Annotated in this window: 17 protein-coding genes and 2 pseudogenes; 6 read left to right on the plus strand and 13 right to left on the minus strand. The window is 63.3% G+C overall.

Translation table 11 applies throughout. The features are described 5' to 3' along the window. Window positions 1–53 precede the first annotated feature (53 nt). Window positions 54–1,172 (minus strand): annotated as a pseudogene (locus FS885_RS06545) (IS1249 family transposase). Window positions 1,173–1,528: 356 nt separating this feature from the next. Beyond that, the gene (locus FS885_RS10130; RefSeq protein ID WP_281281390.1) at window positions 1,529–1,891 is read right to left on the minus strand and encodes an ATP-binding protein; all 363 of its coding nucleotides are present in this window, start codon (window positions 1,889–1,891) and stop codon (window positions 1,529–1,531) included. Window positions 1,892–1,998: 107 nt separating this feature from the next. On the opposite strand from FS885_RS10130, the gene istA reads away from it, so the two are divergent. The 4 genes from istA (at window position 1,999) to FS885_RS06570 (ending at window position 6,938) form a co-directional block, all read left to right on the plus strand. Further along, window positions 1,999–2,850: an IS21 family transposase gene (gene istA / locus FS885_RS06555; RefSeq protein ID WP_186365804.1), complete on the plus strand. Its 852-nt coding sequence runs from the start codon at window positions 1,999–2,001 to the stop codon at window positions 2,848–2,850. A 57-nt stretch (window positions 2,851–2,907) separates the two neighbouring features. Continuing rightward, complete coding sequence (locus tag FS885_RS06560) at window positions 2,908–3,510, plus strand: Mu transposase domain-containing protein (RefSeq protein ID WP_425458927.1); 603 nt, start codon at window positions 2,908–2,910, stop codon at window positions 3,508–3,510. Next, on the plus strand, window positions 3,485–4,249 hold the full coding sequence (gene istB, locus FS885_RS06565; RefSeq protein WP_281281391.1) for an IS21-like element helper ATPase IstB: 765 nt from the start codon (window positions 3,485–3,487) through the stop codon (window positions 4,247–4,249). The genes FS885_RS06560 and istB overlap by 26 nt, the downstream gene beginning before the upstream one ends. A gap of 319 nt (window positions 4,250–4,568) precedes the next feature. Beyond that, window positions 4,569–6,938, plus strand: coding sequence for a hypothetical protein (locus FS885_RS06570; RefSeq protein ID WP_144744271.1), 2,370 nt, complete (start codon window positions 4,569–4,571; stop codon window positions 6,936–6,938). An 801-nt stretch (window positions 6,939–7,739) separates the two neighbouring features. Here FS885_RS06570 and FS885_RS06575 read toward each other — a convergent pair. From FS885_RS06575 to FS885_RS06585, 3 genes are all read right to left on the minus strand, one after another. Further along, the gene (locus FS885_RS06575) at window positions 7,740–8,342 is read right to left on the minus strand and encodes a leucine-rich repeat protein (RefSeq protein WP_144744272.1); all 603 of its coding nucleotides are present in this window, start codon (window positions 8,340–8,342) and stop codon (window positions 7,740–7,742) included. 84 nt (window positions 8,343–8,426) lie between these two features. Next, window positions 8,427–8,624 (minus strand): hypothetical protein, encoded by a 198-nt coding sequence (locus FS885_RS06580; protein WP_144744273.1) that lies wholly within the window; start codon window positions 8,622–8,624, stop codon window positions 8,427–8,429. A gap of 270 nt (window positions 8,625–8,894) precedes the next feature. After that, window positions 8,895–9,791 (minus strand): type II toxin-antitoxin system RelB/DinJ family antitoxin, encoded by an 897-nt coding sequence (locus FS885_RS06585; RefSeq protein ID WP_144744274.1) that lies wholly within the window; start codon window positions 9,789–9,791, stop codon window positions 8,895–8,897. 1,070 nt (window positions 9,792–10,861) lie between these two features. Between FS885_RS06585 and FS885_RS06590 the strand changes: the two genes are divergently transcribed. Both FS885_RS06590 and FS885_RS06595 read left to right on the plus strand, forming a co-directional pair. After that, window positions 10,862–11,152: a type II toxin-antitoxin system RelB/DinJ family antitoxin gene (locus tag FS885_RS06590; protein ID WP_144744275.1), complete on the plus strand. Its 291-nt coding sequence runs from the start codon at window positions 10,862–10,864 to the stop codon at window positions 11,150–11,152. After that, complete coding sequence (locus FS885_RS06595) at window positions 11,145–11,576, plus strand: type II toxin-antitoxin system VapC family toxin (RefSeq protein WP_144744276.1); 432 nt, start codon at window positions 11,145–11,147, stop codon at window positions 11,574–11,576. Before FS885_RS06590 ends, FS885_RS06595 begins: the two co-directional genes overlap by 8 nt. Before the next feature lie 77 nt (window positions 11,577–11,653). Here the strand turns inward: FS885_RS06595 and FS885_RS06600 are convergent, their stop codons facing one another. From FS885_RS06600 to FS885_RS06635, 8 genes and pseudogenes are all read right to left on the minus strand, one after another. After that, the gene (locus tag FS885_RS06600) at window positions 11,654–12,178 is read right to left on the minus strand and encodes a type II toxin-antitoxin system VapC family toxin (protein WP_144744277.1); all 525 of its coding nucleotides are present in this window, start codon (window positions 12,176–12,178) and stop codon (window positions 11,654–11,656) included. After that, window positions 12,175–12,525: a type II toxin-antitoxin system RelB/DinJ family antitoxin gene (locus tag FS885_RS06605; RefSeq protein WP_144744278.1), complete on the minus strand. Its 351-nt coding sequence runs from the start codon at window positions 12,523–12,525 to the stop codon at window positions 12,175–12,177. The genes FS885_RS06600 and FS885_RS06605 overlap by 4 nt, the downstream gene beginning before the upstream one ends. Window positions 12,526–12,623: 98 nt before the next feature. Then, entirely contained in the window at window positions 12,624–15,065 is a 2,442-nt protein-coding gene (locus FS885_RS06610; RefSeq protein ID WP_144744279.1) for a DEAD/DEAH box helicase, read from the minus strand. A gap of 2 nt (window positions 15,066–15,067) precedes the next feature. Beyond that, complete coding sequence (locus FS885_RS06615) at window positions 15,068–16,240, minus strand: LytR/AlgR family response regulator transcription factor (protein WP_144744280.1); 1,173 nt, start codon at window positions 16,238–16,240, stop codon at window positions 15,068–15,070. Between the two features lie 53 nt (window positions 16,241–16,293). Then, on the minus strand, window positions 16,294–17,424 hold the full coding sequence (locus FS885_RS06620; protein WP_246060834.1) for an ATP-binding protein: 1,131 nt from the start codon (window positions 17,422–17,424) through the stop codon (window positions 16,294–16,296). Between the two features lie 1,120 nt (window positions 17,425–18,544). Further along, window positions 18,545–19,096 (minus strand): annotated as a pseudogene (locus FS885_RS10160) (TerB N-terminal domain-containing protein); the annotation flags it as partial. 412 nt (window positions 19,097–19,508) lie between these two features. Beyond that, a complete protein-coding gene (locus FS885_RS06630) occupies window positions 19,509–20,222 on the minus strand; it encodes a DUF554 domain-containing protein (RefSeq protein WP_144744281.1) in 714 nt (237 codons plus the stop codon). Between the two features lie 198 nt (window positions 20,223–20,420). Further along, window positions 20,421–20,759 carry a hypothetical protein gene (locus FS885_RS06635; RefSeq protein ID WP_144744282.1) on the minus strand — a complete coding sequence of 113 codons (339 nt, stop codon included), beginning with the start codon at window positions 20,757–20,759 and terminating at the stop codon, window positions 20,421–20,423. Window positions 20,760–20,949: the final 190 nt, after the last annotated feature.

The raw sequence follows: 20,949 nt of genomic DNA on the forward strand, positions 1-20,949 counted from the left end.
GATTCTCATGGAGGCTTATAGGACAAAATGTGTGTCCCGATAGAACACATGTCCTAGTCCAGCCAGAAGGGGTACGGGTCCCTGTGGTGCAGCTCCTCCCAGACGACCCGGTCGCCCCACTCCGGCCCGCCGTCCTCGCGCTTGGGCGACGCCGAGTAGGTCCTGTAGAGGAAGTCGATGTCGTCGTCGGTGGGCATGGAGCGGAGGACCTCCCTCGCCGGCCCCGGGCTCTCGGTGTGCATGTAGCACCACCAGAAGACCGCCTTGACCCTGCGCATGAGCGACAGCCCGCGATGGCTGCGCAGGACTTCCCTGAGCTGGGCGTTGACCCCTCCCTCGATCGCGTTGTCGGTGCGCGGCAGCGGCCCCTCCGCCGTGAGGGCGGGGTCCAGGCAGGTGAACAGCGTGCCGGCGCTCACGAGCCTCGAGAGCGACGAGCGCGCCTTCCTGAGCCTCTCGTGCGTGAACTGGCGCCTCCCGTCGACCACGCTCACGTCCTCAAGGAAGTCGGCCCAGAACGAGCACCACTGCAGGTAGCGCTCGACCCACCGGTCCGCCTGGCGGAGCGTCTCGAGGTGCATGAGCTCGATGGAGAGGGCGCAGGGCTCCCTGCCCGCCTGGAGCCTCGGGTGCGAGGTGGTGTAGCGCCTCACCTGCGAGAACGCGTGGAAGAGGCACCTCTGTACGCGAGTCCCCGGCCAGGCGCGGCGCCTCGCCCTCTCGAAGCCCGTCCCGCCGTCGCACACCACCACCTCCGGGGCCGGGATCGGCGCCATGAGCGCCTCCCAGGCCCTCGATGTCTCCGACTCGGCCATGTACTACGGGACCACGTGCTCCCCGTCGTAGGCTATCAGCACGACGAGGCTCCGGGCGAGCCAGATCCCGTCGACGAAGAGCACCCTGTGGACCTCGCCCGTGGGCTCCGGCATGGGCCAGATCGGCCAGAAGCCCGCGGCGAGCCTCCTGAACGTGCGCCCCTGCCCGGGCATGTCCGCCTGCGTCGCCTTCGAGAGCAGCCATGCCAGGAACTCGTCGAGCCTCGCCGCCGTGTCGTCGTAGGAGACCGTGGTCGAGGCGCCGCACGCCCCGCACCTCCACCTCTGCGCGCCCGCGCTCGTCTTCCCGTTCCTCTTCATCTCCGCCCCGCAGGAGGGGCACCTGACCGCCTTCATCCCCAGCTCCTCGGTAATCGGGGTTTTAACGGCCTGATTTTCAGTCATCTGCCTGCGGGACGGGTGCGAATCCGGACACACTATCTGTCCGAGTGGTTAAATTCCCCCCGCAGATTTAAGCGCGTGAAAAAGGGGCATCGACCTGCGTCGATGCCCCTGATTCGGACACACATTTTGTCCTATAAGCCGGCGACGGCGGTGCCGGGCGCCACGCGCCCCTCCAGCTCGGCGTCGACTGCTCGTCCGTGCGGTGCTGTTACCGTCAATGTATTTTTCGCCAATCGCGGAAATCTATCGGCGCCGATCGCGCTAACGCATTCTCGCCGGTTCCGCTAACGCGCTTTCGCCGTTTTCGGCTACTCGGCGTCCCTCCTCTCGCGCGGCAGGTCCTTGAGCCGGTAGGACCTGCTCGCGGTCTTGATGACGCGGCAGCGGTGGCACACGCGGCCCGCGATCGCGCTCGCGGCACCGCCGTCGCCGAACACCTTTCCCCACCCGCCGATGTCGACGTCGGCGGTGATGGCCGTCGAGCGCCGCCCGTGGCGCGTCGAGATGAGCTGGAAGAGCGGATCGGTCCCTCTCTCACCCATGCCGAGGTACCCCAGCTCGTCGATGACGAGCAGCTTCGAGCACAGTCCACGCCTCTGCTGCGGTGAGCGGTGTGTTTGATAGCCTCGAAGTTGCGGGCTTGAGCGTCGGAAAGTTTCGGGCCTGAGCACGAAAATCTTTCGGCTTTGAGCATGGGCACGCCGACCATCCGCAATCGGCCCAACAATGTCGTTGCTTCCGTTTACGACGTGAGGAGGGCCAGAGGGGAATGATCGGCGTGGACAAGATAGAGGATATACGCAAGAGCGCCAGGGGCGGCGAGCCAATCGCCTCGATTGCGAGGGCGGTCGGCGCGTCGGAGCCGACGGTCAGGAAGTACGCCAGGATGGAGGACCTGTCGCCCGAGCCCCCGAGGCGGCGCGAGCCCGAGAGCGAGGTCCTCGCGCCATACGAGGAGACGATCGACTCCTGGCTCGACGACGACTGCAGGAACTGGCGCAAGCAGCGCCACACGGCGACGAGGGTCTACGTGAGGCTCCGCGACGAGGAGGGCTACACGGGCAGCTACTCCACCGTGCGGCGCTACGTCAAGCGCCGCCGCGAGGAGATGGCCCGCGAGCGCGACCGCAGGGACGCCGAGGGGTTCCTGACGCTGAGATGGCTGCCCGGCGAGGTCCAGGTCGACTTCGGCGAGGCGGACTTCAGGGTCCGCGGCGTTGTCACCAGGGGCGAGTACCTGACGGTCACCTTCCCGCACCCCGACGTCGGGCTCACCCAGGTCTTCTGGGGCGAGACGGCCGAGTGCGTCTGCCAGGGGCTCCGCAACGTCTTCGAGTTCGTCGGCGGCGTGCCCAGGAGGGCGGTCTTCGACAACGCCGCCGAGGTCGGCAGGCGCGTCGGCGGGGAGGCGAGGACGTCCGAGCTCTTCCGCCGCTTCGCGGCTCACCACGGGCTCGACCACACCTTCACCAACCCCTACCCGGGCAACGAGAAGGGCAACGTCGAGAACAAGGTCGGCTGCCACAGGAGGAACCTCTTCGTCCCCGTCCCGTCGTTCCACGACGTCCGCGCGCTCGACCGCAGGCTGCTCGAGGACTGCCTCGACCTGAGTGAGGGCAAGCGCCACTGAAGGCTCGGCACGCCCGAGTCCGAGCTGTTCGGAGGGGACAGGGAGGCGCTCTCGCCGCTGCCGCCGGCGGCGTTCTCGTGCGTGAGGTGGGAGGCCAGGAGGTGCAACAAGCAGGGCACGATCACGGTCGGCGGGGTGCACCGCTACTCGGCCGGCCCCGCCTACGCGCGCCGCGAGGTCGCCGTCGCGCTTGGCGCCTTCGACGTCGCGGTCTGCGACTGCGAGACCGGGGAGGTCGTTGCCGTCTACGAGCGCGAGCGGGGCGGGGCCCCGACCGACAGCTCGGGCCCGACGCTGCAGCTGAGGCTCCTGTGCATGAGGCCCGCCGGGTGGAGGGACTCGAGCGCGAGGGCGTCGCTGCCCGCCGGGCTCGTCGCCTTCCTCGACTCCGAGGCGCCCGCCGACCTCGCCGCCGACCTCAGGGTGCTGCGCGACGAGAGCGCGGGGGGGGGGTGGGGCGCCGCCGTGGAGGGCATGTCGCGCTCGCTCGCGGCGACCGGAGGCGTCGACCGCGCCTCGGTCGCCCTCTCGGCCGCCAGGGCCGCCTCGGGGGACGAGCGCGTCGAGTACGACGAGGAGGTCGACCTGGGCGTCTACGACAGGGCGCTGAGGCTGCTCGGGGGAGGTGGGCGGCGTGCCGCGGACGAGCTCGGAGCGTGAGGCCGCCCAGGCCGCCTTCCGCGGCGCCGCGAGGGCCCTCTTCATGTCCGGTGACACGATCGGCGCCTTCCTCGCCTCCGCGACGCCGGGCCAGGTGGCCGCGTGCACGGCGATGCTCGAGTCCGAGATCGCCCACCGCGACAGGGCGAAGCGGGCGCGCCTGCTCAGGCAGGCGAGGTTCCCCGTTCCCAAGTCGGCCGAGGGTTTCGACTGGTCCAACGTCGCGTTCCCCGACGGCTGGGGCCGCGACGAGATGCTCTCGCTGGCGTTCGTGCGCGACGCGGAGGACCTGGTCTTCTACGGCCAGACGGGGCGCGGCAAGACCCACATGGCCACCGCCCTCGGGATCGCCGCGACCTCGGCGGGCTACCCCGTGAGGTTCTGGCAGACCGCGCAGCTGGTGCTGCGGCTCGGCAAGGCCAAGCGGGAGGGGACGCTCGACCGGCTGCTCGCCGACGTGGCCAAGGCGAGGCTCCTGGTCCTGGACGAGTTCGGCTACGTGCCCTTCGACGTGGACGGGGCGAGGCTCCTGGACCAGGTAATATCGGACAGCTACGAGAGGAGGAGCGTGATATTCACCACCAACGTCGAGTTCAGCAGGTGGGGCACGGTCTTCGCCGACGACAAGCTCGCGGCGGCCATCGTCGACCGCGTGGTGCACCACGGCAGGCTCGTGGAGTTCGGCGGACCCAGCCACAGGCTCGAGGAGTCCCTCATGCTGGGAAAGTCGGGAAGGTAGAGACGGCGGCGCGCCCGTGACGAAACCCGAAAAAGTTGCGTGCCGAAACCCGGAAGAAATCTGTGCTCAAAACCGAAAGTCAGGCTTGACTAAACACAAAGGCGTTCCGCGAGGGCGGGCGGGCGGTGTACGATACGATCCTGGGCCGCAGGGAGCGGCTCGGGCCGGCCGCCTAGGCCTGTCCAAGAATTCGTCCGCATCCCCATATTGGAACAAAGAAAAACCGAATGTAGATATTGAGAGAGCAGGAAGAGTGGTTAGGCTCAACCAATCAATATAATATCTACATCGAATCCAATTCCCAGTTAAGGGGAAGGCAATGAAAGACATTTCTACAATCGCATCCCTAGAGCAACTTCGCGAAATCAGCTTCTCTGATCTCTACTATTCCTTAGAAAACAAAGAGAACAAGGCTGACGTTGTAAAACGCGTGATTGCCGCAATCGATTCCGGATTCATTCCGACGGTTCTACAGCAGCGGAGGCTCGTGATACTCCTTTCAATGATTCGCGATGCCGTTGAAGACAAAAGAATGCAATACCAAATAAAGCTTCAGAAGAAAGAAGAGGAGCTAGAAAAATACAAACAACTAGATGAGCTTTGCTCATCAGTTGGTCGAGTTAGCGGGCTTTACAGCATGGTGAAGCGCGCGGAAGAGCTTAAAGAGATTCAGAAGTCTATTGGTAACGGGAGAACAACAGCTGGCGGTCTTGGTATAAAAATCAAGTATTTGAATGACGATGAGCTATTTGATCAAATCAGAGATGATTTCATTAGCGCATCGGTCGAGCATATTGACGCCCTTGTGGCTGACGATGAACGATACTCGGCGTTCATGGCAAATCTCAACGATACAATCCAGCAGCAGTTGGTGATGAGCGGGAACAAGGTACTTAAGGGGCTCTATATGCTGCCTCTTCTCGGGGACGATCAAGAGCTAATCATCTTTTTCGTAAGTGCTTTTCATGCCACTTTTTCTAATACTGATGCATACACGGGGCTCCTGTATGCGTCGGAGTACTTCGAGCATGATGGATCATATTTAGGCGCAGCTTTTTTACAATCCTCAGAAGAGGAGAAAACGCAAATTGTACGGGACGCCAGAAACGCACGGGATTATGAATATGCACTGAGGCTATTGAGTGAAGAGAGATATGACGAAGCTGCGAAAGCATTTGATGCTCTTGGGACATATAAAAACTCGAAGTCTATGTCGGATAAAGCTTTAGCAGCTCGAGACGAAGCCGCTAAAGCGAAAGTCTATCAACGGGCGATAGGCCTTCTGTCCGAAGAGGAGTTCGATAAAGCCGCAGAATTGTTCGAAGAGTTGGGCGATTACTCGGACTCACTTAGGATGCTCGAGAAAACTGTCAATTTGCGTGACATTAAGCAAAACGACTCACTTTATTCAGAGGCGGAAAGAGATCTTCAGGAATCAAGATACTTAGACGCGGAAAACATTTTTCTCAGCCTAGGCGAATGGCGTGATGCACCAAGTAAGGCTCTCGCTGCGCGCGAGGCATTCAGCGAACAGCAATATAAGATGGCGTCCGAACTAAGAAAGCAAGGAGAGTACGACAAGGCCATTGAGCTATATTCCCAGATTATTGACTATTCAGATTCTAAGGAGCAACTAGCTCGAGTTAAGTTCGAAAAGGTTGAAGATGAGACATGGAGAGAACGAGAAGAGGAACAGCAGCTCAAACGCGTATACGATAGAGGAAAAAGCTACTTCGAGAAAGACCAATTTGAAAAAGCCGCCCGCCTATTCTGTGACCTTGGCGACTATGAAGATGCGCCACAGCTGATGAGGGCTGCACAGTGTTTGGCGATACAAGAAAAAGCTTATTCTGAGGCTTTGACTCTCCAGTCCCAAGGAGATTATCAAGCTGCTGCAGCTGCTTTTTCTGCTCTAAAGGGGGAGGATGGAGCATGGTATCGGGATTCTCGTCAACGAGAGAGGGAATGCCAAGAAGCTTATGAGAAAGCGCTGGCGGCGTCTTACGAAGAGGCGAATCTCCTGATGGCTTCTGGAAAATACAGAAATGCGGAATTGCGGTATAAAAAGTTATCCGGCTATCGGCAGTCTGATAAGAAGGCGGAACAGGCATCTCTATTGTTGGCTGCGACAAAAACGCTGCTTGCAGGGCAATACACAATAGTTCGGCAGATTATAAACAATCCAGCTATTGCAGCTCTAAAAGCGACGGACGAAATCGGCAGGGATATTCAGGAAATTGAAACTCTGCTTAAGCAAGTGTCAGACAAGCAAGAGGAATTGAATAACGTACATAAAGAGTTAACGAATGTACAGAGAAAGCTAGCTTGCAATGCGGGGAAGCAGCTCGATCTTGAAGAGGGGGCCGTGGCGATAGTTCCTTCTCAGAAGGAATATGAGACGACTTGTCAAGCAATTAAGCTTATCCGACTGGAGTTAGAGAAGCTAGGCCTGTTTGAGTTCAAGAAAAGGCGAGCGCTTGAGAGTGAATTACACCTCAAGATGGAAAAGCGAAACAGGTGCATCGTTGCAATCCCCGTCGAGAAAAAAGAATTGTTGGAATCCCTACGTCGAGAGAGCGACCTTCTTAATGAGCAGAAGTTTCGCGCCGCGAGAAGCGAGAGTTTGCTAGAGGAACAAGTGAGGTCATGTGAAATGAAACTGTTGGAAATAAAGGGGAAGTACCAATAGGGATTCGATAGGCGATCAGCTTTGCGTCGCGTCTGCACCCAAGAGCGGTGAACAATCTCGCGCTCGGGCTCGTCCAGATGGATTCCCCAAGAAACAAATTACCCTGTCTTTGGCACTTCTTTGTCTTGATAACTCCAAAAATGACAGGCTAGGTCGAGTGTTCCCTTTCGTTGGCAATACGCGAGCTCTTGCTTGGCTTCCGCATATTTCGCACAGCCGTGAGCATATCAGGCGAGTTCTACTTTGGATAACAGTTTAAGCTTGGTATGGGGCGGGGCAGACTGCGGTTACTTTGTGCCTAACAGGGTCGCGAGCGGGGGCTCCCGCCGCTACCTGGACGCGATGCTGCTGGAGGGGCGGCAGTACCGGAGGGCGGGCCTATGGGGCTGTCGGAAAGTGCGCAAGAATCTTGACGGCACCAGTACGCCGCCTTCCAGGTGTTCGTGCTCGACGAGTGGCTGCTTGACCGCTCGGACGAACTGTTCCGGGCCTTCCTGCTGGAGCTCATGGAGAACAGTTGCGGGTCGGCCTCGACCGTGTCCTTCACGCAGTTCCGGCAGGAGGATTGGCACTATCGAGCTGTAGGGCTTCCCGCAATCTGAGACCGTTTCACCGTGTTCCTGTGCCCCAATGACTTGGATATCAAAAGGCAATGTCGAGCAAATCCGTGTGCGTTTATCGCGTGATTGATGACGCTCCTGTGGCGTATCGAGCGTTCTACGGACGGCAGGATTACGCCCGGCTTGGATGTAGGCTGCAAGTTGCAGGACTGATATGCCTACATACGGCAAGGCGGAAGGGCTAGATTTCGGTTACCTTTGTGGGGCTCGAAAACGAGGCGAATTCATGCTGGCGCACTGGGCTCCAATCGTTTGATTTCTTATAGCTACAAGAACTAGGGACGTATGCAGTTACAAGTGAGGAGCAGCCTCGGAATGCGCTTGCCCCAAGCTGCTGCAGTGAACGAGGAAAATCGATTTTCTGTAGCGAGACGCAGCCTTCGAACGCGCCAATCTCGATAGTAACTACGTTGTGCGACATGTCGATAGTGCATAGCGAAGTGCAGCCTCGGAATGAGTTGGTCTCGATAATCGTCACGCTGTCAGGGATAGTGACCGTTGAGATAAACTTGTTTCCCTGGAATGCTTCAGAAGAAATCGCTGTCACATGTGCCGGGACGATAACATGCGGCTTTGTGCCCTTGTATGCCGTGAGCGTGGTCCCAACGATAATGAAGTCGGATAGATCGGCGTCGCCTGTGGCCATCTCGGGCATCGCGGCGAACGCATAAGCTGCGTCGCGCAGAAACTTGCTGCCGCAGTAGGGGCAGAAGAACTCGGTTTCCTCCGCCGGAATCTCAATGCTCTTGGCGCATGCGGGGCATTTTGCTGAAACGAATCCCATGATCGGCTTCTTTTCGTTAGTTAAGAGACTAGATAGCCGGCGTGGCCGCGATTCCCGTCGCGGCCACGCCGTAAACGTGGGCGGTTACTTGCGGTTCGAAGAGCCGCCTTTCATGTAGAAGTTGCCCGAGGTGCTGCTGCGCGTTTTAGTGAACCCGCCGAAGCTCTGTCCCACGTGCTGGTGGGCACGAGCCGCCGATACGTAGGTCCCGGTGCGGTGGTTCGTAAAGCCGCCGCCTGAGTAGCCGCTCCTGCCGCTTGAATAATGTCCGCGATACGCCATGATGGTCTCCTTTTCTTCCGGGCATCCTTTTGATGCCGTGCCGTTGATTGGATTGTTGAGCGGATTTGTCATCTGTTATCTTCTGAGCTTTTCAATCACCCCTTCTTCATGTAGTAGTTCCCGGTGGTGGAGCTCTTGGCCTTCGAGTAGCCGCCGAAGCTTTGGCCGGTGTGCTGGTGTGCGCGTACCGCCGATACGTACCCGCCTGTCCGATGATTCGTGAACCCACCGAATCGGGCTCCTCGACCGTAAGAGCTTCCGCCGCGATAACTAGTCACCCTGCTCATCCCCCTTGTTCTTATCGAGGAGTGCGGGCGCGACGCCCGTGTTGTACTTGACGTCGAGATTGCATTTGGAAAGCATGTCCTGCGCAGCCGAGGCGGCGGAAAGGGCGATTGCGAGGGCGCTCCCGCCGACCTGTCCCGTGTACCGCAGGACGATGCTGTCGGGGTTTTCGCTGTAGGTCTCGACGGCGTATCCGAAGAGCTGATCCACGAGGAGAACGCTGTTCTCTCGGGTGATGGTGAAACCCTCGTCCTCCGTCGTATCGAGATCGAAGACGGTACCGAAAAGCTCGAGGATGTTGACGTCGAGGTTTTCAGCTATCTCGAAACACCCGTCGAGAATCTTCCCGTCAATCGACTCGAGAGTTTCCCTATAGGCGGTGAAGGGCTTTACATCTTTGTCACCGGCGAACCGCTTCTCGATGCCGGAGACGCTTTCCAAGAGCATGGAGACCTTCACGTGAGTCGCGTTGAGCGACTTGTCGAACGTCACGTCGCCAAGCATGTCGTTTGCGAGCTCGATAACCGTGGGGCTGGTTCCGTCGATTTCGGCGACGAGCATTTTCGCCTCGATTTCACCGCTAATTCCAGTGATGAGCTTGCCGATTTCGGTATAGAGGTTGATGGCCGGTTGGATGATGCCGGAGTCGACGATTCGCTTCGTCTTGTACGCTCGGTACTCAGTCGCCCAGAACTCGGGATCGGCTTTCTGGGTGAACGGGATCTCTCGGTCCTGCGCGAGCTGGCGCAGGCACATTCCGATGTAGGCGCTCATGTTGAGGCCCATGTTTGCTAGCACCGACTCGGCCGACTCCTTCACCACGGGGTCGATCTTGAGGTTGACGTTCTGGATGGTGACCTGCGTGTCCTTGGTTGCCTTCATTTCCGTTTCCTTTCTCTTTGCGGGTTCCGCTTGTCGGCTCCCTTCGTTGATTCATAGTAAAACACCGAGTAAAGAAGAAGTCAAGAAATAACTAAGAAATTTTCTTTGAAACAGATTTAATTCTACTAACTCAATCAATCAGAGGGTGCTGCCTGCGCCTTTTCGAGCTATGGGGTGGGTAGAGATTGCATTCTTGCGAAGGGGAGCGCGAGGTGCAGGAACGTAAACTATAGCTTGCGTTCCGGAGTTGTCGGCACAGTCGACGGGATACATAAGACTTGTCTCATGTATCCTGTTTTCTAAGATAGGTCTTAGGAAAAAGGACCCTCAACGGGAGATTCGATTTCTTGGGTGAGGGGCCCATGGCCAGCTTGCAGGGTTTCTCGATGTCGGCAATTGGGAACATTCTCATCTGCTTCACAGGGTATTCGAAGGATTGGGTCAGGATGCTATGACGGGGTTGCTATTCTTGGTCATGAGCCCACTCCTCGCGAGGAACTACGGTTGCGTCTTGTCATGTAAGATGCCCGCCGCGTTGATTGCTCATAACGTGGCAGGCATCTGCGCGCTTATCGCCATTCTGCGTTGCGTTCGGTATGCCTAAATCCTGACGGCAATTCAGAACGCTGAAGCCTGCTTGCGAGCTACGCAAACTCCAGTGTGGACAGCGCGAACTCGAGGTCATCGCTCTACATGCCGGCATCGCTCGCCCGGTAGGAGATCGTCACGCGGACGAGCTGGTCGTTGCGGGGGAAGGCGTACACACGTTCACGCGGGTTGTCTCGCTATCTTCTCCGGCGCGGGAGTAGCTCATGTGCAGGCACGTGGTCCCGTTGAGCCGGAGGAACTCGAGCGGATACCAGTCGATAATCTCGATACCGCCATTCGCAAGTTGCGTGCGGGTCTCCCACTTGAAGTAGACGTCGAGCTCTTCGATGTCGTCCTCGGTGAAGTTGCCGGGATTCGCATGGTGCCGATGCCGGGGAGTGGCCTGGCGATTTGCCAATCATTGCCGGTGGGAACAGCTGGGTGTCGTATACTGTAGACGCGTATACAACAAGGGGGTTGCCATGGCGACGGCGGTGATTTCCGGCAGGGTCGACGAGCGGGTCAAGGCCCGGGCAGAGGTGTTCATCCATGCAGCCGGACTTTCGGCGGGCGATGTCATCCGCATGGTGTGGGAGCGTATCGCCCAGACCGGGGAGATTCCCGACGCGGCGGCCGCGTTGGAGGGAGCTTCGGATGCCGATGACCCGCTGGCGCGGCTCGGCGAACTCCGCGCGGCGTTCGGGTCTTCAGAGGAGCTCGTCAGCCTCACCGATGCCCAGATGCGAGAGATGATCGCGGGTCGCTATGCGTAACTTCAACGCGCGCCGCCTGCTGTTCGACACGAACGTGCTGCTTGATGCCCTCATCGAGGGGAGGCCGGAATCGGCTGAGGCGTGGGAGGTCCTCAAACGCTGCAATGGTGGCGGCGAGATGGGCCTCGTTACATCTGGATCACTCAAGGACGCGTACTACGTGCTCGGCCGCGGCGGACGGGAGGCCGCGGCCCGCGAGGCCGTCGGCCTGCTCATGGGGCTACTCGTCATAGCGCCTGTTGGGGCGGAGGAGTGCGAGCTCTCCATGCGGTCGGGCGAGCCGGATTTCGAAGACGGTCTCGTGCGGGCGTGCGCTGAGCTGAACGATGTCGACTTCATCCTCACTCGCGACGAGCGGGCTTTCCGGACATCGCGCGTCCGTGCGCTTACGTGCGGGGAGTATCTGGAGCTGTTTCCACAGTAGGCACTGGATGGAGACCGCGTATGAGGGTGCGGCAATATGCGTTTCGGCACGTCGGACCGTGAGCCAACGGGTTCACGCTACATCGCGTCAAGTTCATCCAGCAGCTGGAGCCCCTCTTCTGCCGTGATGCAAGACTCTCCAATATGCCGCGCAAGTTTGGTGTCATGCGTCATGAGCAAGTGGCCGTCTGCCGCATCGAGTGCCGCGAGAACGAGATCGTCCTCGAAATCGTCGTGCATGCGCTTGTAGGTGAATGCGCCCAGCACCTCCGCCGCTCCCGTTGGAGCGACTAAGGCCTTTTCGAGCACATTCCGAACGCAGCCCCATGCTGTTTCTCTCGCTGCCGCGGCGATATCCGGCGTGATTTCCCTCCCAGCGCGCCTCGCGTCGAGCTTCATGAGGTTGGCGATCTGATACGCGAGGTCCTTGAGGGAGAGCGGTGATACGTACAGCACGATATCCTCACGTTCGAACGCTCTCGCAACGAAAGTGCTGACAGCGCGGTGGTGGTCGCCGCGCGCGAGATAATAGTCGAGCAGGATATTGGTATCGACCATGATCTTGATAGGTGAGATGCGCTCGTTGGGGTGAATGCCCGTCATGCGAGCCCCCACTTCTCCAACTGCTCGGCGGCGGCAAGCTCGCGGAGCTCGTTGTAGTCGACGATGCCTTCCGTGGGCTCCTCGATTCCGATCCGCTCGTAGAACGATGACACGATTCTGGTGCCTTCCGCCGCCTTCCCAGACTCACCATCGATGTCTGATGCGGCGGTGGTTTTCGCGCCCTGCAGAATGTGCGTGAGTGCTGCGGGGAGGGTTCCCTGTACAGTTGCAAACTCCCACAACGCGCGCACGACCTGCGACGGTGTGTATCCGAGCTCGGCGATGACGGCGTTGCCCGATGCCTTGAGCGCGGAATCCAAGCGGATGTTCATCTGAGCGGCAGGCATATCGACTCCTTGCTATACGTATCTGAGATTTAGTATAGCACCTTAAATCGAGATACAAGGTGCCTGGGACTTGAGGAGGTGGTTTTGCTTCATCGTGGCTAGCGCCGCTCCGCGCACCACTGGCGCACGCGCTCGCGCATGCCCTCGATATCGAGCACGCCCTCGGCGAAGCCCTTGCGCACGAGCTCGGCGGGCAGCAGCTCGTCGTACTTGTTGAAGTACGGGACCTCGCTCGGATACACGAGCTCGATGGGATCGAAGTCGGCCTCTGCCTCTGCTGCCAGCACGCTCCAGAACGTGTCCTCGTCCGCGCGCATCCTGAACTGCATGTAGTACGGGCGCGCGGGATCGAGCCCCTTAAGCCCCAGCTCGCCGGCGCATTTGATCTTGAGCAGGCGCTCGAGCGCGAGGAAGGCGTAGCTCCCGAGCCACGGGAAGAGCACCCAGGTGTCGCCGCCAAGGTTCACGAGGGGGCGCTTTGCGGCACCGCTCTGCTCGGCCGTCCAGCGCGCCTGGCGCAGACGCGCCCGCGCGTTGCCCAAGAGGTAGGGGTAGGGCGCGTGCTCGCGGAGCACCTGGCGCATGCGCTCGAGCACGTGCGTGTCGATGTCGCCCGCGCAGTCGCCGAAGTACGCCGGCACGCGGCCCTTGACCTGCGTGCAGTACACGAGGTGCCGTTTCCAGTCGACCTCCTCCACAAGCCAGCAGGCACCTGCGATGGCGATGCGCTCGCCCGGGGGCGGCGGGTTCACGATGGTGCCGAGCTCCGCGCTCTCGCAGCGCACCGTGAACTCCTCGTTCTCCTGGAAGACGGCGTAGAACTTGAACGAGTTGGTCACACGCTCGCCGGCGAGCCCCACGATGAGGCCGCCACCCTCGGTGAGCTGCACCTGCTCGGTCTCGATTAGGTGGCGCAGCAGCACGCGCAGGTCGTCGGCGGAGACGCGGCGGAAGTACGAGAGCGTGAGCACGCGGCCCGCGAGCTCGGCGGGCGAGAGCTCCCCGCACGAGGCGAGCGTGGCCATGGTCTGGTGGTAGAGCAGGCTGTAGGGCAGGCGGTCGAGCCGCGGAGGCTCCACCCAGCGTTCCTCATGGTAGAGCTGGACGAGCGCGATGCCCTGCAGGAGCTTCCAGGGGATGGTCTCGGGCATGGTGGTGCGGGGCTCGGGCTGCTCCTCGCGCATGACGAAGTGCATCTCGGGCGGGCCGCCGCGCCGGCCGGTGCGGCCCATGCGCTGCAGGAAGCTCGACACGGTGAAGGGCGCGTCAATCTGGAAGGCGCGCTCGAGCCGGCCGATGTCGATGCCGAGCTCCAGCGTGGCGGTGGTGACGGTGGTGTCGAGCCGCTCGTCGTCGCGCATGATCTCCTCGGCAGACTCGCGCAGGCTCGCCGAGAGGTTGCCGTGGTGGATGAGGAAGCGGTCCGGCTCGCGGTTGGCCTCGCAGTAGGAGCGGAGCATCGTGCAGACCGCCTCCGCCTCCTCGCGCGAGTTCACGAAGACGAGGCACTTGCGGCCGCGTGTGCGCTCGAAGATGTAGGCGATGCCGGGGTCGGCGTTCTCGGGCGCGCGGTCGGTGGGCGAGAGCAGCGCCTGCTCGCCGACCGCTTCCGTCGCCTCGGAACTCGCAAGCACTTTTTCGACGGTGAGGGCCTCCGGAGAGGCCGGTTCAGTCGATTTCCTGCTTGCGAATGCGCCGGTGGCGGAAGCGGTCGGATTGTCGACGGGAGCGGTCTCGGCGGTCGGCGCGGCGGCCACGGGCTCCACGGCGAGGACGTCCGCCTCGACGGTGCCGTCCGCGCGCATGCGCTCGGCGACCTCGCGCGATGCCGCCTGCGGGCCCGCTACGTAGAAGTGCTCCATCGAGAGGCGCCAGACGCGGCCGGGCTCCTCGAAGCGCGGGATCACGCAGCCGCGCCCGGTGCCGCTCGAGAGGAACGCGCCCGTTCGATCCGGCTCGCCGATGGTGGCCGAGAGCCCGATGCGCCGAGGGTTCACGCCCGCCATGCGCGAGAGGCGCTCGATGAGGCAGAGCGTCTGCCCGCCGCGGTCGCCGCGCAGTAGCGAGTGGACCTCGTCGATCACGACGAAGCGCAGGTCGCAGAAGAGCCGGGGCACCGCGGCGTGCCGGTGCATGAGGAGCGCCTCCAGGGACTCCGGCGTGATCTGGAGGATGCCGCTCGGGTGCTTGAGCAGCTTTCGCTTGTGCGATGCTGCGACGTCGCCGTGCCAGTGCCACACGGGGATGTCGGCCTCGGCGCAGAGGTCGTTCAGGCGCAGGAACTGGTCGTTGATGAGCGCCTTGAGCGGGCCTATGTAGAGGGCGCCCACGCTCGCGGGCGGGTCCTCCCAGAAGAGCGAGAGGATGGGGAAGAACGCCGCCTCGGTCTTGCCGGATGCCGTGGAGGCCGTGAGCAGCACGTTCTCGTCGGTGTTGAAGATGGCGTCGCCGGCGGCCACCTGGATGCCGCGCAGGTTCTCCCAGGCGTGGTCGTAGATGAAGTCCTGCACGAAGGGTGCGTAGCGCTCGAAGATGCCCATGGCTACCCCAGCTTGGCCACGGCGTCGCGCAGCTCGGGCAGGCGCCGGCGGCTCACGGGGAGCAGCTCGCCCGTGTCGAGCTCGACGCCCCGCGCGGTGACCTGCCGCACGTGGTTGAGGTTGACCATGATGGAGCGATGGCAGTAGGCGAAGCAGTCGCCGGGCAGCTCCTCGGCGATCGCGGAGAGCGTCATGTCGATCTGGACGGACTGGCCGTTCGCGAAATGGATGCTGCGCACGCGGTTGAGCGAGTCCACGTGCGTCACCTCGTCGGGCAGGAAGCTCATCGCGCGGGTCGGCGTGGCGAGCACGATGGGCTGCGCCTCCTCGGTGGGCGCGGGCGCGTCGTCGCGGCCCATCTGCCGCTCGAGCTCGTCCACGCGCTCGCGCGCCGCGCGGAGCTCGCTGGCGAGGGCGTTCTGCGCGGTCGTGCGCTCGCGCAGCGCCCGCTCGAGCTTGGCTTGGCGGTTCGTCTGCTCCACGGCGAGGCGCACCATGCGCAGCATCCACCACACGAGGATCACGCTGTCGAGCGCCAGCACGAAACTCAGCGTGATGAAGAGCCCCGAGTTGTCGAGGGGCGGCAGCCAGCCGCCGACCACGAGCGTGAGCACCAAGATGAGCGGGAGCACCGCCATGCGCCACCAGATCCCCGGGGCGACGTGGGCGGCGAGCAGGCGCCTGACGGAACGCGCCACGGGCGCCAGCGCGAGGAAGAAGACCGCGTTGGCCGCCGCGAGCACGGCGAGGCGCGGCGGGTGGTACAGAAAGCCGTCGCTCCCCTCCGCAAGGCCCATGAGCAGCGAGACATGCGACGAGAGGAACGTGACGAAGAAGCCGTAGAGCATGGCGACCGAGAACACGAACGTCTTCTGCGCGGGCCCGGCATCGACCACGTGGATGTAGAGGGCGAAGAGCGCCCCGACGTCGGCGAGGAAGATGAGGTTCTGGAGCGTCTTCAGGGTCTCGCTCGGCTCGCCGCCCGAGGCGACGTAGAAGCCGACGAGGACGCCGATGAAGAGCGCGAGCCCCGCCGTCATGATGCCCGCGGCGGCGAGCCAGGCGCGGTGCGTGCTCGTGCGGAACCTGCCGCGGAACGGCAGGAGGCAGAGCACGGCGCAGGGCAGGATCTGCACGAGGTAGCCGATGATGCTGCGCGCGACTATCGCCTCCACGGCGCCCTCCTCTCTGCAGACGGAACGTACGGCTCGCGTTTCAGGTTACCACGCTAGATGGTGAACTCGGCGAACTCCGCCGAATCGCGCCCGGCGGTGGCAGGGGGTGTGGGGGGTACTGCATGTTCGCCGGGCGCGCCCTGCCCGCCCGCGTCACCGCTCCCGGCGACACCGCTCAGCAGGGTCTCCACCGGCGCGTCGGGGTTCTGGTACGCGATGTCCAGAAGCTCGATGAAGTCACGGATCACCTCGCGCGGCGTGAGGTGCGTGTCCGCGCCCACGCGCCCGAACTCGATCTTCAGGAACTCCACCAGGTGCGCCGTCTCGAGGCGCGGCCGGTAGCCGAAGTAGCCCGCGTGGATCTGCTGCAGCTTCTCGATGAGCACGAGCAGCTCCTCGTAGGTGAGCGGGTGCAGGTGGATGATGGGCGCGAGCATGTCGCGCATGCCCTCCGTGGCGAAGCGGCCCTGCGTGAGGCGGCTCCGCAGCGCCTCGTAGGAAAAGACGCCGCGTCGCCGGTCCTCGATGCTCTGAGGCGTCCCGCCCATGATGATCCCCAGGTGGCGCGCCTTGCCCTGCAGCGTATCGTTGTACATCGTGAGGATCTTCTCGTAGTTGTACTGGCGCGTGATGCTGTTGGGGATCTTGAACAGGTTTACCAGCTCGTCGATGAGGACGAGAAGCCCCTTGTAACCGGCACCGGTGAGGAACGCCGCGAAGAGCTTCACGTAGTCGTACCAATCGTCGTCGCCGATGATGGTCGAGCAGCCCAGCTCCGCCCTGGCCTCGGTCTTGGTGCGGTACTCGCCGCGAAGCCATTTGAGCACGTACGACTTTCGCTCGTCGTCGCCCTCGAGGCTGGCCTCGCGGTAGGCGCGGAGCATCCGCGTGAAGTCGAAGCCGTGGACGAGCTCCTCGAGCGGGGTGAGGGCGCGGCGCATGACGTCGTCGGGGCCTGCGCCCCCGTCCTCCGCGTCGCCCGTGGTGGCGGCGACCCAGCGGTCGAGCACGAGGCCGAGCGCGCCGCCCTCGGGCCGCGTCTTGGTCGAGAGGTTGCGGATGAGCTCGCGGTATGTGGCGAGGCCCTGGCCCTGGCCGCCCTGCAGGCGCCGCTCGGTCGCCGGCGAGGAGCGCCGCGAGGTAGGCGCGCTCGGCGGCGTCGAGTGCGGCGGCGGGTCCGGCATCGGGTGCGGTGCCGGTCCTGTCGGCTCCTCCTTCCCCACCCGCCGCGGCGCTTTCCGCATCTGCGGGCGGAATGGAGCAGGAAACCGCCTTCTGTGCGCCCGGTTCCTGCTTTTTCTCGCCCGCAGATTGGGGCGCTGCGAGTTGGGGCGCCGCGGTTTGGGGTGCCGATGCCGGGGCCTGGAGCGGGGCCGGCGCCGCGACAGGCACCGCAGCGGGTCCCGCCGTCGCGACCTCTTCAGCGGTGCCTCCGTCCCCGCGCTCCTCGTCCGTGAGCAGCGCGTCGCGCGCCCACGCCGCGGCGCTGCGGATGCCCGCGAGCTGCGAGAGGTCGATCTCGACCGCGCGGCGCGCGTGCTCGGCCTTCCAGGCGGTCCAGGCCGCGACCTCCTTGTCGATCAGCTCGTTGAGGTACTTGGGGAGGTCCTGCTCCTTGAGCGGATGCGGGTAGCCCAGAGCGTCGCGCAGCTTGCGGTCGACCGCGCGCATGACCTTGCCCAGAACGGGGCTCTTCTCGCGCGCGCCGTACACGCGGATGCAGCGCCAGGTGCCGCGGCGGCACTGGTACCAGTGGATGGCGTCGAGCCGGTAGTCGACGGAGGGGTGCTGGCGCGGCTCGAAGAACACCGCGCTCGAGAACATGGTGTAGCTCATGTTCAGCTCCTCCCCGAAGAGCGTCTCGACGAAGCCGCTTCTGCGGTAGCGCCTATAGTACCGGAGCAGCCGGACATACACGGCGCAGGCGACGTGGCGCAGGTCGTCCGGCGTGTCCTTGTACAGGCGCGAGAGGCGGATGCGGTACGACGACAGCGCATCGATCGCCGCGAGGAGCGCCGCCTCGTGGGCGGCGTCCGCCGGGAGGGGGAGCGCCGAGGCCTGCACCCGCCGTCCGCGCCAGCATCCTCCCGAGCCGCCCTGCTGCGTCCCCTCGGCGACCTGCGCCCAGGAGGCATCGAGCGAGATCGCCTCGACCTCGTCGTCATCGTTCGCGACGATGATATCGATGTTCTCCAGGAGGTCGGGGTCGAAGGGTGCGCTCTGGCTGACCAGCTCGAGCAGCGCCCGGTCGAAGACGATGTCGGCGCACTCGCCCAGAAGCGCGGGGTCGAGCCCGTGGTAGACCACGTAGTCGCGCAGCCAGGTGCGCGCGTAGCGGTCGATGCCCGGCGCGATCTCGCGGTACGCCCGCCAGAAGGCATCGAGCTTGCGGAAGCCGTCGAGCGCGTCGGTGGCGCCGACGCCGTTGATGAGCTCGTAAAGGTACACGTACGCGTAGGCGAGCGGGCCCTCCTGGATGTCGCCGCGGCGCACCGCCGCGCGCCACGTGAAGTAGCCGCGCAGCTGCCGGTCGCTCATCGCGTTGTAGGTGGGGTAGTACGAGTCGAAGGCGCCGTGGTAGGGGCAGTCGTCCTCAAAGTCCTCCATGAAGCGCGCCTGCCGGTAGAACAGCTCGGCCTCGCTGAGCCAGCGCCCGCGCGGCGACCCCTCCTGCCAGCGCGAGATCTTGCGCATCTCGCGGTAGCGCTCGGGCAGGTAGCCGGCCATCTGGCGCCCGGTGGTGATGATGGGCTCGTTGCGGTAGACGGCGCTGGAGAAGTGCGAGCTGCCGCGTAGCCGCTCGCTCGCGTTGATGCGCTCTATGAGTTCATGCACGTCATGCACGATGCCATCCATGCGGCCACCTCCTCCGCGTGCCCGCCGGTCGCTTTGGGGGCGGCGGACGGTTTTCGCTTCGATTGACCTTCCATTGTACTACAGGTACAAACACCTGTTCGTATGAATGCTGTGGCGCGTCACTGTGCTGCGCTCGCGGGTCACGGCCATGGGCTTCTCGCGAGATCCTGCAGGCTCAGGCTCGGCAATCGGGCATCTCGAGGTGCGTTCGGAGCCGATTTGGGGGTTCTTATTTATATAAAAATCAAGTAGTAGGTACCTTTATTCCAACCGGGCGAGTATACGGGCGGTGCACGGAAGCAAAACCGCAGGGACACCGACTTCCATGTTTCGCGCTACTTCGCCATGAGGCGAAAAGGTACCGACTATCGAAAAAAGTTGGCGGCCGCACCCGCGATGGGGCGGTTTTCAGCTACACGAAGGCGAGCGCGACGGCGACGACCACCGCGGGCAGCATGTTCGCCGGCTTGAACGTCCGCTCCCAGATGAGGTTCACGCCCACGCAGAAGATGAGGATGGAGCCCACGAGCGAGAGGTTCGCGAGCGCCGCATCGGTCATGATGGGCTGGATGAGGCGCGCGAGCAGGGTGATGCTCCCCTGGAACACGGCGACGGGCAGCGCGGAGAAGATGGCGCCGCGTCCGAGCGAGGCGGCCATCGTGCAGACGATGAGCGCGTCGAGCGCGCCCTTGAGCGCGAGGGTGGACCAGTCGCCCAAAATGCCGTCCTGGATCGAGCCGACGATTGCCATCGCGCCGATGCAGACCGTGAGCGACGTGCTCACGAACGCCTTGACGAAATCGCGGTCGCCCTCGCCGCCCACCTTGCGCTTGAGCCATTCGCCCAGGGTGACGAAGTGGCGGTCGATGTCGATGAGCTCGCCCACGAGCGAGCCGATGGCGAGCGACGCGACCATCATCATGCTCCCGCCGCTCACGAGCCTGCCGTCCTGGATCGAGAGCATGCCGCTGAGCGCGCCGGCGAGCCCGACGAAGATCACGCTCACGCCGGCTGCCTTCATGAGGGTGTCTTGGACCTTGGGCGTGAAGAGTCGGCCGCCGGCGAGTCCCACGACGCCGCCGACGATGATGAGCGCCACGTTGATGACCGTCCCGAGCCCGACCACGATGCCTCCCGTGCGTGCGGGCCCCGCCGCTCGCACGGCAGGGCCGAAGGTTCCGCTGCGCCCGCGCTCCCGCCCTTGGGGCGGAGCACCGGGCCTATCGCATCGTAGCAGATGGCGCGGGAGGCTGTGGGGTGCGGGCTGGGTCTGGGCGAAGGCCTGCGGGCGACCGGGCGCGGGCCGCGGGCGCGGTGCGCGAGGCTAGGCGGCGGGCTGCGCGCCGCCACCGCCCGCGGGCGCGGTGGGGACGAGCGAGATGCCCATGGCGCGCGCGTACTCGGCGAGGTGCAGGTCCTTGTCGAGGCGCCGCATCAGGCGCTTGCGGGCGGCGATCGCCTCGGGCGTGTCGGGCGGCACCGGTACGCCGGCGGCGGCGCCGACGCGCTCGGCCACGCGATGGAACGCGACTGGGTCGCAGACCTCGGCGCTGGTCACGGTCACGATCGTGTAGCCGGGAAAGGCGTCCAGGTCCGCGGGGAGGCTCAGGGGATCGTCGACGATCTCGATAGCCACCTTCGCGTCGGGTAGGTAAACGGCCATACGTCCTCCTCTTCCTCGCGCCCGCGGGCGGATCGGGCGCCGCGTTTCCGCAAGCGGCCAGGGCGCCGCGCATCTGCAGGAGCCGCCGAGTGCCCCGCCTCCCGCGGGCATCTCTCGTGCCATGGAGGCTAGCAGGCGAATCAAACGGATTTGGCAGCGGTTCTTACCGGTTTCTCACCGCCGCAGCGCC

Source organism: Enorma burkinafasonensis, assembly GCF_902150035.1.
GTDB classification, from domain to species: Bacteria; Actinomycetota; Coriobacteriia; order Coriobacteriales; family Coriobacteriaceae; genus Enorma; species Enorma burkinafasonensis.

Coding starts and splice junctions, on each gene's coding strand:
- FS885_RS06570 (WP_144744271.1), top strand. CDS start 4,569: ATGAAAGACATTTCTACAATCGCATCCCTAGAGCAACTTCGCGAAATC.
- FS885_RS06575 (WP_144744272.1), bottom strand. CDS start 8,342: ATGGGATTCGTTTCAGCAAAATGCCCCGCATGCGCCAAGAGCATTGAG.
- FS885_RS06580 (WP_144744273.1), bottom strand. CDS start 8,624: ATGGCGTATCGCGGACATTATTCAAGCGGCAGGAGCGGCTACTCAGGC.
- FS885_RS06585 (WP_144744274.1), bottom strand. CDS start 9,791: ATGAAGGCAACCAAGGACACGCAGGTCACCATCCAGAACGTCAACCTC.
- FS885_RS06590 (WP_144744275.1), top strand. CDS start 10,862: ATGGCGACGGCGGTGATTTCCGGCAGGGTCGACGAGCGGGTCAAGGCC.
- FS885_RS06595 (WP_144744276.1), top strand. CDS start 11,145: ATGCGTAACTTCAACGCGCGCCGCCTGCTGTTCGACACGAACGTGCTG.
- FS885_RS06600 (WP_144744277.1), bottom strand. CDS start 12,178: ATGACGGGCATTCACCCCAACGAGCGCATCTCACCTATCAAGATCATG.
- FS885_RS06605 (WP_144744278.1), bottom strand. CDS start 12,525: ATGCCTGCCGCTCAGATGAACATCCGCTTGGATTCCGCGCTCAAGGCA.
- FS885_RS06610 (WP_144744279.1), bottom strand. CDS start 15,065: ATGGGCATCTTCGAGCGCTACGCACCCTTCGTGCAGGACTTCATCTAC.
- FS885_RS06620 (WP_246060834.1), bottom strand. CDS start 17,424: ATGCCGGACCCGCCGCCGCACTCGACGCCGCCGAGCGCGCCTACCTCG.
- FS885_RS06635 (WP_144744282.1), bottom strand. CDS start 20,759: ATGGCCGTTTACCTACCCGACGCGAAGGTGGCTATCGAGATCGTCGAC.